The 16,086-nt window shown below is 32.0% G+C and carries 16 protein-coding genes; 10 read left to right on the plus strand and 6 right to left on the minus strand.

What is annotated here, in order from left to right; genetic code table 11:
* Positions 1-46 precede the first annotated feature (46 nt).
* The 5 genes from IUY40_RS07485 to dnaK form a co-directional block, all read right to left on the minus strand.
* The gene (locus IUY40_RS07485) at positions 47-802 is read right to left on the minus strand and encodes a LytTR family DNA-binding domain-containing protein (RefSeq protein ID WP_195736238.1); all 756 of its coding nucleotides are present in this window, start codon (positions 800-802) and stop codon (positions 47-49) included.
* 1 nt (position 803) lies between these two features.
* Positions 804-1,877, minus strand: a complete 1,074-nt coding sequence (locus IUY40_RS07490; RefSeq protein ID WP_229335437.1) for a histidine kinase — start codon at positions 1,875-1,877, stop codon at positions 804-806.
* Between the two features lie 80 nt (positions 1,878-1,957).
* Positions 1,958-3,004 (minus strand): beta-ketoacyl-ACP synthase III, encoded by a 1,047-nt coding sequence (locus IUY40_RS07495; protein ID WP_195736240.1) that lies wholly within the window; start codon positions 3,002-3,004, stop codon positions 1,958-1,960.
* Positions 3,005-3,099: 95 nt separating this feature from the next.
* Positions 3,100-3,933 carry a universal stress protein gene (locus IUY40_RS07500; protein ID WP_195736241.1) on the minus strand — a complete coding sequence of 278 codons (834 nt, stop codon included), beginning with the start codon at positions 3,931-3,933 and terminating at the stop codon, positions 3,100-3,102.
* Between the two features lie 418 nt (positions 3,934-4,351).
* On the minus strand, positions 4,352-6,235 hold the full coding sequence (gene dnaK / locus IUY40_RS07505) for a molecular chaperone DnaK (protein WP_195736242.1): 1,884 nt from the start codon (positions 6,233-6,235) through the stop codon (positions 4,352-4,354).
* 328 nt (positions 6,236-6,563) lie between these two features.
* Here dnaK and IUY40_RS07510 point away from each other — a divergent pair, with 328 nt between their 5' ends.
* The 10 genes from IUY40_RS07510 to IUY40_RS07555 all read left to right on the plus strand — a co-directional run bounded on the left by IUY40_RS07510 (position 6,564) and on the right by IUY40_RS07555 (position 14,352).
* The gene (locus IUY40_RS07510) at positions 6,564-7,205 is read left to right on the plus strand and encodes a hypothetical protein (protein ID WP_195736243.1); all 642 of its coding nucleotides are present in this window, start codon (positions 6,564-6,566) and stop codon (positions 7,203-7,205) included.
* A 20-nt stretch (positions 7,206-7,225) separates the two neighbouring features.
* Positions 7,226-7,624: a DUF5958 family protein gene (locus IUY40_RS07515; protein ID WP_195736244.1), complete on the plus strand. Its 399-nt coding sequence runs from the start codon at positions 7,226-7,228 to the stop codon at positions 7,622-7,624.
* A 344-nt stretch (positions 7,625-7,968) separates the two neighbouring features.
* Positions 7,969-8,832, plus strand: a complete 864-nt coding sequence (locus IUY40_RS07520) for a hypothetical protein (protein WP_195736245.1) — start codon at positions 7,969-7,971, stop codon at positions 8,830-8,832.
* Between the two features lie 118 nt (positions 8,833-8,950).
* Positions 8,951-9,553, plus strand: coding sequence for a hypothetical protein (locus IUY40_RS07525; protein ID WP_195736246.1), 603 nt, complete (start codon positions 8,951-8,953; stop codon positions 9,551-9,553).
* 166 nt (positions 9,554-9,719) lie between these two features.
* Complete coding sequence (locus tag IUY40_RS07530; RefSeq protein ID WP_195736247.1) at positions 9,720-10,157, plus strand: acyl-CoA thioesterase; 438 nt, start codon at positions 9,720-9,722, stop codon at positions 10,155-10,157.
* 104 nt (positions 10,158-10,261) lie between these two features.
* Positions 10,262-10,711 (plus strand): nuclear transport factor 2 family protein, encoded by a 450-nt coding sequence (locus tag IUY40_RS07535; protein ID WP_195736248.1) that lies wholly within the window; start codon positions 10,262-10,264, stop codon positions 10,709-10,711.
* 223 nt (positions 10,712-10,934) lie between these two features.
* The gene (locus IUY40_RS07540) at positions 10,935-11,777 is read left to right on the plus strand and encodes a mechanosensitive ion channel domain-containing protein (RefSeq protein WP_195736249.1); all 843 of its coding nucleotides are present in this window, start codon (positions 10,935-10,937) and stop codon (positions 11,775-11,777) included.
* Between the two features lie 51 nt (positions 11,778-11,828).
* Positions 11,829-12,218, plus strand: coding sequence for a DUF1398 family protein (locus IUY40_RS07545; protein ID WP_195736250.1), 390 nt, complete (start codon positions 11,829-11,831; stop codon positions 12,216-12,218).
* Between the two features lie 25 nt (positions 12,219-12,243).
* The gene (locus IUY40_RS07550) at positions 12,244-13,098 is read left to right on the plus strand and encodes a sulfurtransferase (RefSeq protein WP_195736251.1); all 855 of its coding nucleotides are present in this window, start codon (positions 12,244-12,246) and stop codon (positions 13,096-13,098) included.
* A gap of 18 nt (positions 13,099-13,116) precedes the next feature.
* On the plus strand, positions 13,117-14,352 hold the full coding sequence (locus IUY40_RS07555) for an ATP-binding cassette domain-containing protein (RefSeq protein ID WP_229335445.1): 1,236 nt from the start codon (positions 13,117-13,119) through the stop codon (positions 14,350-14,352).
* A gap of 8 nt (positions 14,353-14,360) precedes the next feature.
* Here the strand turns inward: IUY40_RS07555 and IUY40_RS07560 are convergent, their stop codons facing one another.
* Positions 14,361-15,887, minus strand: coding sequence for a SulP family inorganic anion transporter (locus tag IUY40_RS07560; RefSeq protein ID WP_195736252.1), 1,527 nt, complete (start codon positions 15,885-15,887; stop codon positions 14,361-14,363).
* Positions 15,888-16,086 lie beyond the last annotated feature (199 nt).

Raw genomic sequence — 16,086 nt, forward strand, 5'->3', positions numbered from 1 at the left:
ATAAAACTAGTAAGGCATACCTTCTAAAATGATTTATTTTAACTTACTAGCGATCCATCCATTGTTTAAAAAAAGGTGCTTTTTCTCGGCTTATAATTACCTCGCGGTCAGAAGCTCCGTAAAGTACTATTTTAAGCTTAGCATTGAAGTAATTAGAAATAGATTTTATACTTTCAACACGTATAAAAAATTGCCTGTTGGCTCTAAAAAAAACATCTGGATCAAGCTCTTCTTCAAGCTCTTCCATTGTTTGAGGAATTGATATAATGGTACCATTTTTAAGAAAAAGATGTGATGTTTTAAATTCCGAGTATATAAAATCAATATCGGTAACATCTACACTTTTATATCCATCACGATAAGTCACTAAAAAGCGTAATCTAAAAGAGGGTTTATGAATGAATTTTTTAAAAAACCCAGCAATATCCTCATTGTTATTTTTAGTACTTGCTAAAGACTTAAATTTAGTTAAAGCATCTTGAAGTTCCGTCTTTTCAATCGGTTTCATTAAATAATCAATACTATTAACTTTAAAAGCCCTTACTGCATATTCATCATAAGCAGTAGTAAATATAATAGGACAAGTAATTTTTACCTCTTCAAAAATCGAGAAACTTATCCCATCAGCCAGACGAATATCCATTGTAATTAAATCAGGCATAACATTGTTATTTAACCATGTTATCGTACCTTGAACTGTATCTATAATTTCCAAAATTTTACAGTCAGGTTCCAATTCTTCCAACAGTCTTTTAAGACGATTGGCGTTGATAATTTCATCTTCTACAATTAAAATTTTCATATTATTTTATTAAGGGCAAACGAACACTATAAAAACCATTAGACTCAGAAAAAACAGGCATCCGATTAAATAATATTTTATATCTAAACTCAATATTCTTATTCCCAACACCAGTAGAATTAAAACTTTGACCTGATGTAGGTTGCAAATTATTCATTACAATAATATCTCCAACATCCGAATAAATAGAAATTATAAGTGGATTAGATAGAGTAGCAACATTGTGTTTAACAGCATTTTCTACCAGTAATTGCAGTGTTAAAGGTGGCAAATGACGATCTAGGGTAGACGCATTCACTTGTAGTTTCAACTCTATCTTCTCGCCGAGGCGTTTTTTTAAAAGATAAAAATAAGCATTTAAAAATTCAATCTCTTCTCTTACTGTAATAGTATCCTTGTTTAGGTTAGAAATCATATAACGATAAACCTTTGTGATATTCTCTAAAAATGATGCCGCCGATAATGGATCTTCGTGAATTAATTCAGTAAGAGTACTAAAATTATTAAAAGTAAAATGTGGGTCAAGTTGTAATTTTAAAGATTCTAATTCTGATCGGGTTACTGCTTCCTGAAGTTGTGAAGCCTTAATTTTTAACTCTGCAGCCTCCTCAGAAGTTACGCGCCATCGATTAAGCAAAAATATACTGGTATGAATAAAACTTATAAAAAGTGATAATATGACTGCCATCAAATTTGATTGCCATATGATAAGAAGTTCATTTTCTTTTAGTGATGTCCCAGGATAAAAAAAATGCCATAAATAGGAGAATAGGTAATTCAATAGAATGTTACCTATAATGAGAGACAAAAATTGCATAAAGGCTCTAAAAATAGGCTTTTGTTCCCAACTAATCCAATGATTTAGAGTACGCCCTACAAAAAGACTTAACTCTGTAAGGACAGCACAATATACTAAAATAAAAAATACATCAAGAGTCCAATTTAAATCAAATAAAGAATCATCATGAAAATTCCGGTAAGGATTTAAAAAAAAATAAGATGATAAGTACACTAAAAAAACGACTGGTATTACTATAATTCTATAATATTTATAGAAAAAATTCTTTCCCTTCATTTTATTTTGCACGTTTGAATTCATAAGCGAATATAAGAACAGTTATTTAATTAAGAAAATTAGCACATTAATTACTCCTGTTAATGTGTTAAAGTATATTCAGATTTTTTATCATTTTTTGAAAAATCTACAGGTTTGTGCTTTCTCATCACTCCCCATTTTACGCAAGTAGCTCCCCACGAAAAACCAGCTCCAAAGGTAGTAATCAGGATGTTCTGCCCTTGTTTAAAATCAGCTACAAAATCCCAAAGACACAACGGAATTGTGGCTGATGTTGTATTACCATATTTATCAATATTTACTTTAACCTTTTCTATCCCGATATTTAAACTTTCGCTTACAGCAGTAATAATTCTTAAATTAGCCTGATGTGGCACAACCCAATCAATATCTTCTATCCTCAAATCATTACTTACAAGAACATCTTGAGAAACACTACTCATAGATTCTACTGCTTTTTTAAATACAAAAGCACCTTCTTGCTTAATATAATGATCTCGGTTTACAATAGTTCCCACTGTAGCAGGAAGCTTAGAACCGCCCGCAGGCACAAACAATGCTGATGTACCGCTTCCGTCTGTACGCAAGATACTTTTCATCATTCCATATTCTGAGTCTGTTTTTTCAAGGAGTACAGCACCTGCTCCATCACCAAAAAGAATACAAGTATTTCGATCTTCATAATCTACAATTGAACTCATTTTATCAGCTCCAACTACAATAATCTTTGCATATCGACCACTTTCAATCATAGTCGTAGCCATTTCGAGTGCATACAAAAAGCCACTACAAGCCGCATTAAGATCAAGCCCAAACGCATTGGTTAATCTGCTTATTTCACATACTTTACTTGCGGTAGGAGTCAATAGGTGGTCTGGAGTTGTTGTTGCCAACAATACACAGTCTATTTCTTTTCGGTCAACCTCATAGTTTTGTAATAAATTTTCAATTGCAGCACAAGCAAGGTCGGAGGTTCCTTGGTCTTTGCTCGAAGCTAACCTACGTTCTTTTATTCCGGTTCTTTTTTCAATCCAGTCTACAGTTGTATTAACTGTTTCTGATATTGTCTCATTACTAAGTATAGAAGTCGGTACAAAGCCACCTACAGCTGTAATTGTTGCATTCATTCTTAATTGATTATATTGTTTAGTTTATTTCTTTTTTCTATATAAAAAAAATCAGCTATGGGAGCTTTACTTTATTATATAAAATAAAAATAACATCAGAAATTTGGAAAAGATAATAGTGGTATATCTAAACCTACAGCCATAATTCTGGTTTTACTTTTATGTACCAATGAGTCCCAAAAACCATACCTTTGTGGTACCATTACTAAAACATCTGCATTATAATTCTTTATTTCTTTCTTAATCTCATTAATTACAGCATTAGACTTAACAGTTTTATAAATATATTTAACCTCTTTAAACGCTTCTTCAAGTGAAGAATTTAATAATTGTTCCCCCTGTTCTTGCTTAAGGTTATCTATTTTTTCATCTACACTAAAAAACTCTAGCTCGGCACCAAGATTGCCTACAATATCTTTTAACCAACTAAATCTTTTTATCGAAGAGAAACTTAAAGTATCACAAGCGTAGAGTATTTTCTGTATCTTCTGAAAACGAGCATTTTTAGGAACAGCTAGTACAGGAATATTTAAATTTTTTATTACCGATGTTGTCGAATTACCTAATAATTCCTGCTCAAAAGATCGTTCTGCCATTCCCATAACTACTAACTCAGCATTAGTGTCTTCAATTATCAATGAAAGCTGATCTTCTAAAAAAGAATACTTACAAAAACAACTTACTTCAATGTTATAACCATCCGAAATTTCTTTTCCTAAAGTTTCTAATTTGGCGGTAGCTTTTTCAATTTGCTTTTGCATTGCTTCGGCTGTAATATGAGCATTAGAGCTATGTAACCCCAAAGAAAAAGAATTAAACAAAATAAGCTTGGCACTTGTAGCTTTTGCAAGTCCTGCTGCATAAGCAACAGCGTTATTTGCTATATCAGAAAAATTTGTAGCTGCAATAATAGTAAGTGGTGAGATCATATATATATTATTTAAAAACAATTATAAAAGTAAATTTCCTTAATTAACCGTTTAGATTCTTTCTAAAATGACTGAATAATCATTTTTTTCGCCTCAACCGTGTTTTTTCATTTCCGAATGTGAGTTATTCCCATAAATGAGGTAAAATACTAATGCAAAACGCTATTAATACAATGTTTATTTAGACTTTTGCATTCATAACACTTTTTTCAACTTGATGAAAACTATGAATTCCGATATAGACATCTAACACTTTTGACTTATATTCTATTTATATTCCAATTTTCAATCGGATAAAATTCTGTTGGAATTTTAGAATCTTATTAATTGCACATTGCATGTCATTACTACGCAACCATTAAATATAAAAAAAGCCGAACTATTTCTAGTTCGGCTTTAATCTATAATCTAAAAGAAATTATTTTACTTCTTCGAATTCAACGTCTTCAACATTGTCTCCTTGAGCTTGCTCTTGTTGTGGAGCTGCTTGTTGACCTTGTTCTCCTTGAGCATACATTGCTTCTGTAGCTGTTTTCCAAGCTGCATTAATGTTGTCAAGAGCAGTTTGAATAGCTGGAATGTCTTGAGATTGGTGAGCCATTCTCAATTCAGTTAAAGCGTACTCAACAGCAACTTTATGATCGTCAGCTAATTTGCTTCCTAACTCTTTCAATTGACTTTCTGTTTGGAAAATCATGCTGTCAGCTTCGTTTAATTTCTCAGCTCTTTCTTTTGCTATTTTATCAGCATCAGCATTAGCTTCTGCATCTTTTTTCATTTTTTCGATTTCTTCAGCTGTTAATCCAGAAGAAGCTTCGATACGGATATCGTGAGATTTTCCTGTTCCTTTATCAGTTGCAGAAACTTTGATGATACCATTTGCATCAATATCAAAAGTAACCTCAATTTGAGGAACTCCTCTTGGTGCTGGTGGAATACCATCTAAGTGAAAACGACCGATAGTTTTGTTATCAGAAGCCATCGCTCTTTCTCCTTGCAATACGTGAATTTCAACAGATGGTTGAGAATCAGCAGCAGTTGAGAAAACTTGTGATTTTTTTGTTGGAATTGTAGTATTAGACTCAATTAATTTAGTCAATACACCACCCATAGTTTCGATACCTAAAGATAAAGGCGTAACGTCAAGTAACAATACATCTTTTACATCTCCAGATAAAACTCCACCTTGAATAGCTGCTCCAATTGCAACAACCTCATCAGGGTTAACTCCTTTAGATGCTTTTTTACCGAAGAATTTTTCAACTTCTTCAGCAATTCTTGGCATACGAGTAGAACCACCAACAAGAATAACTTCGTCAATATCAGATGTAGTTAAACCAGCATCTTTTAATGCTTTAGCAACAGGCTCCATAGAACGTTTTACTAAAGAATCAGTTAATTTTTCGAATTGAGCTCTAGACAATTTTTTCACTAAGTGTTTTGGTCCAGAAGCCGTAGCTGTAACGTATGGCAAGTTGATTTCAGTTTCTGAAGCAGAAGACAATTCAATTTTAGCTTTCTCAGCAGCTTCTTTCAAACGTTGTAATGACATTGGGTCAAGACGTAAGTCAATACCTTCTTCAGCTTTGAAATCATCAGCTAACCAGTCAATAATTTCGTGGTCAAAGTCATCTCCACCTAAGTGAGTATCACCGTTTGTAGACAATACTTCAAAAACTCCATCTCCTAATTCAAGAACAGAAATATCAAATGTACCTCCACCTAAATCGTAAACAGCAATTTTTTGATCAGTTCCTTTTTTGTCTAATCCATAAGCAAGTGCAGCTGCAGTTGGCTCATTGATTATACGCATAACTTTAAGACCTGCAATTTCACCAGCTTCTTTCGTAGCTTGACGTTGTGCATCATTAAAGTAAGCAGGAACAGTAATAACCGCTTCAGTTACAGTTTGACCTAAATAGTCTTCAGCAGTTTTTTTCATTTTTTGAAGAGTCATTGCTGACAATTCTTGAGCAGTATATAAACGACCATCAATGTCCACACGTGGAGTATTGTTGTCACCTTTTACTACTTTGTAAGATACTCTTTTTGCTTCGTTTGTAGTCTCAGCAAAAGTGTGTCCCATAAAACGTTTAATAGAAGCAATCGTTTTAGTAGGATTCGTTACTGCTTGTCTTTTTGCAGGATCTCCTACTTTAATTTCTCCACCTTCAACAAAAGCGATGATAGATGGTGTAGTTCTTTTTCCTTCTGCATTAGGAATAACAACTGCTTCGTTACCTTCCATTACAGAAACACAAGAGTTCGTCGTCCCTAAATCAATTCCGATTATTTTACCCATTTTTATATATATTAAATTTTGATGTATACTTATTTTAACAACTCATGGTGCATAAGTCAATCTTTGTGCCAATACAAAAAATACATATAAATTGTCAGTTTTCAGTATTGGCATAGTCTAAACCATATGACAATCTGACATTTTTACACCCTGACAGCTACGTCAAAACTTAATTTATGATGTCATTATCAAGAAAACTATTCCTGCATTCCTAAATAGCTATTGGAAGAGCACTAGAAATTTCACCATACCACAATATCTTTTTTTTATTAATTTAAAAGTAAAAAGTTTAAATTTGTAATCAACTACCTTAGCAATAAAATAATAAATGGTAAAGCTTAAGTATAAAAATTATCAAATCGCTGTCATTAATGACAGCGATTACAAGATAAACTCAGCTGATAATTTAAAAGTTTACAATACAGTTTTCTTTCCTGGGAAAAATAATGAAGATCAGTTTTACCCAACAAGTAAATGCGGAATTATTATTAAAGAATTCGATAATGAAATTGCAAGCGCCATAATTTGTGAAAGCGGTGGCGCAACAGCAATAACCGAAAAATCATTTGTAATCGATGAAGACAAAATCTGGATTTGCGTTTGCAATAAAGTATATTGTCTCGAAATACCCTCCTTAGATTTAGTATGGAAAAAGGAAATAGATTTTATAACCAATTTTTCAATTCATAAAATCGAAGATGACTTTATTATTCACGGAGAACTCGACATCAAGAGAATAACCAAAAGTGGAGAAATAATATGGAGTTTTGGTGGAAGAAACATTTGGATAAACCCAGAAGGAAAAACCGAATTTAATCTAGAAAATAATCAAATACATTTATTCGACTTTGAATCGAATGAATACATTTTGGATTTTAACGGAGAAACCATCCTAGACAATCCAAAACCAAGCTCCGAAAAAAATTGGATGAATATCCTTAAAATTGCCCAAGAAATCAAGAAAAAATAAATATACTATAAAAGATAAATTTGTTAACTGAAGAAGACATAATGATTAATAAGTTTGCTCAAGAAAAAATTAATCTTGAGCAAATTTTGAATTGGTTTGGTGATTTTGAAACTCAAATTCAAAGAAAAATTATTAGATGGGCAGGTCAATGCTTAGTACAATCTCATCCCAACGAAGAAACATTCAATAAAGCAATTCAATTAATACCTTTAAAACCTACTGCAACAACTATTATTCTTTTAAAAAGTTATAATCTAAAAATTGCTTTAGACAAAATTGAAATACTTCCAGATTATGAGATAAAAAAAGCTTTTATTTCATTAATCTCAATATTTAAAATCTCAGATACCGAAAGAAGGAATACTACTTGCAAAAATGGTTGTAATCATAACTGGCATAATATAGAAAACTACAATTAAAACTATTTAAGAATCAATAACAATTGACATTACAAATTAAAAATGGTTATTTTTCTATAAAACATAGTATTTCGGGAGAACATCACTGGGAATATATCAATACATTATAATTATAGTAAAATAAATAATAAATTAGTTTCTCTACAAAGAGGATTACATAAATTTAATGCTAGTGTTAACGAAAATAGCGAAACCTTAGTTGTTCATTATAAAAATCTAAAAACAGTGAAAGACTTTTGGAAAATTTCGTTTAAAAAATTCAACGCTAATAATGGCAAAATATATTCAAAATAGTATTAAATTCGATTTATTAAAAGTCAAGTTTTATATTTAATTATTACCAAATGAAACAAACCCTACTCATATTACTAAGTTCAATTCTCCTGATTTCTTGCTCTGATAAACCTAAAAAACAAACAGAAGAAAAACAAACAGAAGAAAAAGTAAAAGAAGAAGAAGAAACCACAACTTCAACTTTAACTTCAACTTCAACCACAACTTCAACTACAACTACAACTACAGAAAACAAAACTACTAGTGGTAAAACTGCCATTTTTAAATGGGATACAATCTTATGTTCCAACATAGGAACATATGATTCAGAAAAATATACTGAAGAAGAATTAAAAAACACCTGCGATTTATGGTCTACCAATTCAGGAGCCTATTTAAGCACCAATTCAACTCCAAGGTCGCAAGCAGAAATCGACAAACTAAGCCTTTCTGATTTAACTACAGAATACAACGAAAGAAAAGCTTTATACAGCCGAAAAGTAATTGCTACACCTTATTGGGAGAAAAAAAAGGCTGAACGTTTACATGAATTAGAAGACGCATACGAACTTAAAAAAATCGCTATCGAAGCCTATTCCAATCCATCTATTTTATTAAACAACCGATTCTCTAAAAATTGTAATGAATATACAAAAGCACTAACTTCAAATGACTCAATTTTAATGCTTAAAACCTGGAGTAATTTGGCTGAAAAGCAAAAAAAAGATAATGCTAGTCCAGAAAAACTTATGGAAAGACACCTAGAAAAATACAATTCCAAAGACAGAGTATTATATGCTAAACTAGAATTAATGACTTATGGCTGGTGGAATTGTGCCAATGCAACAACCTACCAAGTATACGATGATGGGACAATGGAAAAAGAATTCGAAAAACTGTTCATTAAAGTAACCTCAGAGTGCGACGAACCATAAGACAATTATAATATATATCCCATAATTCACAAAGAGCACTTACTACATAGAAACATAGTTTTAGAATATATTCTAAAACTATGTTTCTATGTTTAAAAATAAAAAACAGTACACCAAAATGAACAAAATAATAGTTCTCGTTTTAGTATTCATCACTTCTTCTTTAATGGCTCAAAAAAACAGCCAAAAAGATAATTTTGTTGTTCTAATTAAAAAAGTAAAAGGAGACCTAAATAAAGACAACTTAAACGACTTGGTTGTAGTAACTCAAGATACTATAGACGAAAAAGCTCCCTATAAACTAGAAATATTCTTTGCTCAACCTAATGGAACTTTCAAGCAAATTATTTCAACAACAAAGGCTATAGACTTACAATATCCAGAAGGAAAAAATGGCAATTACTACGGGCAAACCTTTGATGATATTTCAATCACAAAAGGCGTTTTAATCATTCGCAATGAACTGATAAGAGGGAATTTTGAGCATAAATTTCGCTATCAGAATACTAATTTCGAATTAATAGGTTTTTCACAAACATATTCCGACGGTCAGGGAACAATGGGAATAATCGATTTTAATTTATCAACCGGAATACAAATAAAGACAACAGAACGTTACGATGATAGCGATGAAAAACCTACCAAAATTCAAAAGAAAATCATAATACAACCACTGCCTAAATTACAAGATTTTGCACCACTTATTACCCAATTTTACTGATAAATAATACTACAAAATCAATTTTAGTTAGCTATACTTTAACTAGCACACCAATTGCCTTTCGTTTTTTATTCGTATTTTCGATTCTCAAAAAATAGTACTTCTTGAAAGTAATCAATTGATTATTCAAAGAATGCATCTAAAACAACTATAAAATAGAATTAAAATGGTTTCATTTAATAAAGAATTATCGTTCCGTTGGTCTGATCTAGACCCTAATTTTCACTTACGACACAGCGCTTATTATGATTTTGGCGCCCAACATCGTATCGAAATTTTAGAAAAACTAGGCTTAACATTAAAAGTAATGCAAGAACAGCGCTTTGGCCCAGTACTATTTAGAGAAGAATGTGTTTTTAGAAAAGAAATAAAACTTTCAGATAAAATATTCATTCATACCAAAACTTCAAAAATGAAGCCTGATGGATCACGTTGGTCAATCATACATGAATTTATTAATGAAGAAGGAAAACTTTGTGCAACCATTACTGTTGATGGAGCATGGATGGATACTAAGTTAAGAAAACTAGCTTCTCCTACTCCAACAATTGCGATAGAAGCATTAAGTATTTTCCCAAAAAGCGAAGACTTTATAGGGCTTTAAACTCCCTAATGACACCTCATAAACACGCATAAATAGCTCCATATTTTGTGTAGAATTATTATAAGATTATTTGTAAAACAGTAACAATTTAAAAAAGCATAATTATGAAAAAAGTAATAGTAGTTTTAATAACAATTGTATCATTAATATCATGTAATAACCAAAACCCACAAAATATGGATTCTAAAAACACCGAATTAATCAAACAGTATTTTACACATTTTAACAATCATGATTGGAAAAAAATGTCCGAAATGTATATTCCAACCGCCGAGTTTAAAGATCCATCCTTAGGAACCGAAATAGTAAAACAAACCCGTGCCGAAATAGAAAAAAAATACAGTGAGCTAAACCAGATATTTCCAGATATAAAAGATACAGTGATACAAATATATCCTTCAGGAGAAAATCACGTAATCGTAGAATTTGTTTCTAACGGGACCGCTGAAGATGATTCAACTTTCGAATTACCTATTTGTACCATCTTTACTATCGAAAACGGATTGATAACGAAAGATTACACATACTACGACAATTTCGAAGAACAGGAATAATGGCTATTCCAAAGCATTATATAAGAAAAAAGCAAATTTTAAGTTTTATCTCTAAAATTTCTCGCAGAGATGCAAAAAATGATTCTAAAGAAAACTGCGACTTTGTGACTTTGCCAGAAAATTAAACCCTTTAATCTTCATCCAAGTACGTTTGAATGTGCAAGCGTAATACTAAAACAAAAAATAAATACTTCAATTTTAAAAATCAATATTAGACTCGAAAATGATAAACCTTTTAAAAGACTTTAGATTAATTGTTGCTATTGTAATAATACTAATTATAACAATTGTGTTAGCTACTATTGTCGATAAGCTTTTCATGCGCTTTATTCGTCGTAGATTAGGCATAAACAATTTTGATAGTACAGGATACAAGTTCTTAAAGCATTTAGTCATTACTATAATATACATCTTAGGAATTGCTTTTGCTTTAATTCAAATCCCTGAATTTAAAGTAGTCGGACATTCGTTACTTGCTGGTGCAGGAGTACTTTCAGTCATTGCTGGTCTTGCATCTCAACAAGCGCTAAGTAACATTATGAGCGGAATATTTTTAGTGATTTTTAAACCTTTCAGAATAAATGATAAAATCACAATCAATAATTTTAGTGGCGTTGTAGAAGATATTAATTTAAGGCAAGTTGTTCTAAAAGACATGGAAAACAATCGCATTATTATTCCAAATTCAGTAATAAGCAATCAGATTATACTAAATACAAATATGAATGACTCTAAATGCTGTAAAATAATTGAAGTCGGTATTGGTTATGACTCAGATATCGATAAAGCATTAGAGATAATGAAAGAAGAAGTTGCCAAGCATCCGTTATTTGTTGATACTCGAACTGCTGCAAACAAAAAAAACAATACACCACTTGTAACCGCAAGAGTTGTAGCACTTAAAGATTCAAGTGTGAATTTAAAGGTTTGGGCTTGGGCCAAAGATGCTACTGATGGATTTATCCTATATTGCGATTTATTACACAGTATAAAAAAACGTTTTGATACAGAAAAAATAGAAATACCATTCCCACAACAAGTCATTACATTAAAAAAAGAAGCATAATTCCCCAAATAACAAATAAATCATTTTATTTTTCATTCAAAAAAACAAACTATGTTTACAATAGAACAAATTAAAGAAGCACACTCAAAAGTAAAAACTGGAGCCGATTTTCCAAATTATATACAAGACTTAATAATTCTAGGCGTAAAAGGATACGATACCAATGTAAAAGATGGTACTGTAGCATATTATGGCGTTAACAATTACAGCGTTGCTACAACTGACAAATACGATGAGATTAAAATAACTTCAGCTGTCAACAAAGAGCGTTTCTTAGAATGTCTCTTACAACATCAGGATGGACAAACCGATTACATGACATTTTGCAACCAAGCAGGACAATGCGGTATAGCGAAATGGAGAGTAGATATTGTAGAAATGACTTGTACCTACTATGATAAATCTGGAAATGAAATAGTGATAGAAAAAATTTCAGAATAAATTTCCAAACCTTAATCCATAAAAAATGTCAAAGCGATTGTCTCCAATCATAAATACTAAAGAACTGATAACATTACAAAAATCAGAAATTGTAATTATTGATGCCAGAGCAGGAATTAATGCCAAAGAAAATTATATCACATCTCATTTACAAGGTGCTCGATATGTTGATTTAAATCATGACTTAGCAACTATTTCTCCAGATGCAGCAATTGGAGGGAGACATCCCTTGCCTTCATTCAAAAAGTTTTCAGAAGTTTTATCAAAACTTGGCATAACACCATCAAGTCATGTAATTATATATGATGATAAAAATGGTTCAAATGCTGCTGCCCGCTTCTGGTGGATGTTAAGAGCGATTGATCATAAAAAAGTACAAGTAATAAATGGTGGATTACAAACAGCTATAAAAGCAGGTTTCCCAATAAACTCAGGTATAGAAACCTTTACAACTACCGCATTATATCCAATCACAAAATGGAAATTAGCTCAAGCAGATATTACCGAAATTGATAAAACAAGCAATACATCTGATGATATAATCATCGATGTAAGAGACAAAGACCGTTTTAATGGCTTAACCGAGCCTATTGATTTAATTGCTGGGCATATTCCTAGTGCTATAAATGTTCCATTTACAAGCAATTTAAATGAAGATGGCACCTATTTACCCCCAGAGGCATTAAACATAAAATACCAAGATGTAATAGGCAATACCAAGCCCGAAAATGTAATTGTGCATTGCGGTTCAGGCGTAACAGCCTGCCATACTATACTTGCTTTCGATTATGCAGGATTACCAATTCCAAAACTTTATGTAGGCTCTTGGAGCGAATGGTCCAAAAATAACAGACCAATGATTACCGCACAAACAAAATAGATTTCTTAAATTGCTCAAATGAATACAATCGAACATTGGGACATACTTTTATCCAATACTGTTAATAAAAAAGCTTTTATTGATACTGTACTTGACGGAAATGCTGAAGGAGAATTAGCTGCTTTTAATTCTTTAAACGGGATTCTGTTTTCTGACATTGCAATTAATAAATTTATCGAAAAAGAATACCAATATGATGTGATCGAAGCTGCAACAGAATCAGAACGAAAATTAAGAACGTTTTCCTCTGGCGAACGAAAAAAAGAGTTTTTGAACTATTGCGTAAAGCAAAATCCAGATTATATTATTTTCGATAATCCACTTGATCACTTAGATCATGCCTCACGTATTACATTGACAAATTCGTTAGAACAATTGGCTAAATCAGTACGAATTATTCAATTGGTAAATCGAGCAGCCGATTTGTTTCCTTTCATTCACAATAAAGCTCAAATTACAGACAATACATTTGTTTTAAACGAAATAAAAAGCACTCAAGCAAAATCAAAGCCAGTAAAAGTAACTATTCCAGAACCTGCTGAGCCAACAAATTATGATGAAGAGGTGCTAATACACATGAATAGGGTTTCGGTAAGTTATGACGAAAGAAAAATTGTTGACTCCATTACATGGACAATCAAAAAAAATGAATTTTGGCAACTTATTGGTCCAAATGGCTCAGGAAAAAGTACAATTCTGTCATTAATTTCTGGTGATAACCCAAAAGGATATGGCCAAGATTTATTCCTTTTTGGAAAGAAAAAAGGAAGTGGAGAAAGTGTTTGGGATATCAAAAAAAGAATCGGATATTTTTCGACTTCTATGACCGATTTATTTCAAAAAAAACACAGTTTGGAGCAGATGATTTTATCTGGATTTTTTGATTCTATTGGCTTATATACTGAACCAACCTCATTACAAAGACAAATTGTATTGCAATGGCTAGATGTAATTAAAATGAGTCATTTAAAGAACAAAACATTCACACAACTTTCTATTGGACAACAACGAGTTGCTTTAATAGTTAGAGCCGTTTTAAAACATCCGCCTTTGGTGATTTTAGACGAACCGGTAGAAGGTCTTGATGATGAAAATGTAGCCTTGGTTATCGAGCTTGTTAACCTTTTAGTTAAAGAAACAAACATGACTATCCTGTACGTTTCACATCGCATTGAACCTGGTCTTATACCTACCTCAATATTTGAACTAATTCCTTTGCAAACAGGATCTATTGGAAATATAAAAATAAATTAAATCAATGGCTAATCAGCTGCAATTTTATAAGTAGGGTCTTCTAGAATATCTACAATAACATTAGCATTTTTAAGCAACAATCGGCAATCGTCGCTTAAGTGATATAACCGAACCTTTTTATTGACCTTAGCATATCGTTCTGTAATTTTATTTACAGCATCAATTGCACTCATATCAACAATCTTGCTTTCTTTAAAATCTATAATTATTTCATTAGGATCATCGTTAACATCAAATTTCTCTGTAAATGCCATTGCAGAACCAAAAAATAGAGGCCCAAATATCTCGTAATGTTTTACCCCATTATCATCGATATATTTTCTGGAACGAATGCGCTTGGCACTTTCCCAAGCAAAAACTAATGCCGAAATAATAACCCCTATTAAAACTGCCAAAGCCAGATTGTGCATAAAAACAGTGATTACAGCTACAATAATCCCAACAAAAATATCATGTTTAGGCATTTTATTAATAATCCTGAAACTAGCCCATTCAAATGTTCCTATAGCAACCATAAACATAACACCAACCAAAGCAGCCATTGGTAATTTTTCGATTACAGGAGCTCCGAACAAAATAATAATAAGAATAGTTAGTGATGCAATAATACCCGATAAACGGGCTCTCGACCCTGCTGAAATATTTACAAGCGTTTGAGCAATCATTGGGCAACCGCCCATTCCGAAGAAAAAACCATTTACAATATTAGCACTTCCTTGAGCAATACATTCACGATTCCCATTTCCTTTAGTTCCTGTTAACTCATCGACTAAGTTTAATGTTAGCAACCCCTCTGTTAAACCTACAGAAGCCATGATTAAAGAATACGGGAAAATTAATTGTAACGTTTTCAAATCCCAATTAATATTAGGCAAATGAAAAGAAGGAAAGCCACCGCTTATCGAAGCAATATCGGCAACAGTTTTTGTCTGAATCCCTAAAACCAAAACCAAACCAAAAATAACAATAATGGCTACCAAAGAAGCTGGAATGGCTTTAGTTACTTTGGGAAACAAAATTACGATTGCAATAGTTAAAGCGACCAATCCTAACATAATAAACATGGGACTTCCTGAAAGCCAAACAGCCTCCCCATTAACAACAGATTTAAATTGTTTTAATTGCGACATAAAAATTACTACAGCCAAACCATTTACAAAACCATACATCACAGGTTGAGGAACTAACCGAATGAATTTACCCCACTTAAAAAAACCTACTATAATTTGCAAAACCCCAGCTAAAGCTACAGCAGCAAAAACATATTCTAAACCATGAGAATTCATTAAAGCAATCAATACAATCACCGTTGCCCCTGCTCCACCCGACACCATTCCAGGGCGTCCGCCAAAAATGGCTGTAATCAACCCCATAATAAATGCAGCATATAAACCAACCAGAGGAGGAAAACCAGCCAGTATTGCAAACGAAAGCGATTCAGGAATCATAGTCATTGCCACAGTTAAACCAGCTAGGATTTCTGTTTTATAATTTACTTTTTGCGTAAAGTCAAATAAGTTAAAATACTGCTTCATTAAATATAAATCTGAAAGATGGGAACCAAAAAAATCTACTATTACTACTTTAGTAATTAAGAAAGTGTCTTTTTTAAACGTAGCAAAAGTAACTATTCTATAGTGTATATCATCACTAATTCAACTTTACAAATGAGATAAAAAAAATTATTTCTTTTATAAAAACTCTGATTTATTAATGATATTTGGTAAATTACAT

The organism is Flavobacterium sp. ALJ2, from assembly GCF_015594725.1.
Classification (GTDB): domain Bacteria; phylum Bacteroidota; class Bacteroidia; order Flavobacteriales; family Flavobacteriaceae; genus Flavobacterium.

What these genes read in the sequence shown, in the direction of transcription:
- IUY40_RS07490 (WP_229335437.1), bottom strand. Translation starts at nt 1,877, where the DNA reads ATGAAGGGAAAGAATTTTTTCTATAAATATTATAGAATTATAGTAATA.
- IUY40_RS07495 (WP_195736240.1), bottom strand. Translation starts at nt 3,004, where the DNA reads ATGAATGCAACAATTACAGCTGTAGGTGGCTTTGTACCGACTTCTATA.
- IUY40_RS07540 (WP_195736249.1), top strand. Translation starts at nt 10,935, where the DNA reads ATGATAAACCTTTTAAAAGACTTTAGATTAATTGTTGCTATTGTAATA.
- IUY40_RS07555 (WP_229335445.1), top strand. Translation starts at nt 13,117, where the DNA reads ATGAATACAATCGAACATTGGGACATACTTTTATCCAATACTGTTAAT.
- IUY40_RS07530 (WP_195736247.1), top strand. Translation starts at nt 9,720, where the DNA reads ATGGTTTCATTTAATAAAGAATTATCGTTCCGTTGGTCTGATCTAGAC.
- IUY40_RS07550 (WP_195736251.1), top strand. Translation starts at nt 12,244, where the DNA reads ATGTCAAAGCGATTGTCTCCAATCATAAATACTAAAGAACTGATAACA.
- IUY40_RS07560 (WP_195736252.1), bottom strand. Translation starts at nt 15,887, where the DNA reads ATGAAGCAGTATTTTAACTTATTTGACTTTACGCAAAAAGTAAATTAT.
- IUY40_RS07510 (WP_195736243.1), top strand. Translation starts at nt 6,564, where the DNA reads ATGGTAAAGCTTAAGTATAAAAATTATCAAATCGCTGTCATTAATGAC.
- dnaK (WP_195736242.1), bottom strand. Translation starts at nt 6,235, where the DNA reads ATGGGTAAAATAATCGGAATTGATTTAGGGACGACGAACTCTTGTGTT.
- IUY40_RS07535 (WP_195736248.1), top strand. Translation starts at nt 10,262, where the DNA reads ATGAAAAAAGTAATAGTAGTTTTAATAACAATTGTATCATTAATATCA.
- IUY40_RS07525 (WP_195736246.1), top strand. Translation starts at nt 8,951, where the DNA reads ATGAACAAAATAATAGTTCTCGTTTTAGTATTCATCACTTCTTCTTTA.
- IUY40_RS07500 (WP_195736241.1), bottom strand. Translation starts at nt 3,933, where the DNA reads ATGATCTCACCACTTACTATTATTGCAGCTACAAATTTTTCTGATATA.
- IUY40_RS07485 (WP_195736238.1), bottom strand. Translation starts at nt 802, where the DNA reads ATGAAAATTTTAATTGTAGAAGATGAAATTATCAACGCCAATCGTCTT.
- IUY40_RS07520 (WP_195736245.1), top strand. Translation starts at nt 7,969, where the DNA reads ATGAAACAAACCCTACTCATATTACTAAGTTCAATTCTCCTGATTTCT.
- IUY40_RS07545 (WP_195736250.1), top strand. Translation starts at nt 11,829, where the DNA reads ATGTTTACAATAGAACAAATTAAAGAAGCACACTCAAAAGTAAAAACT.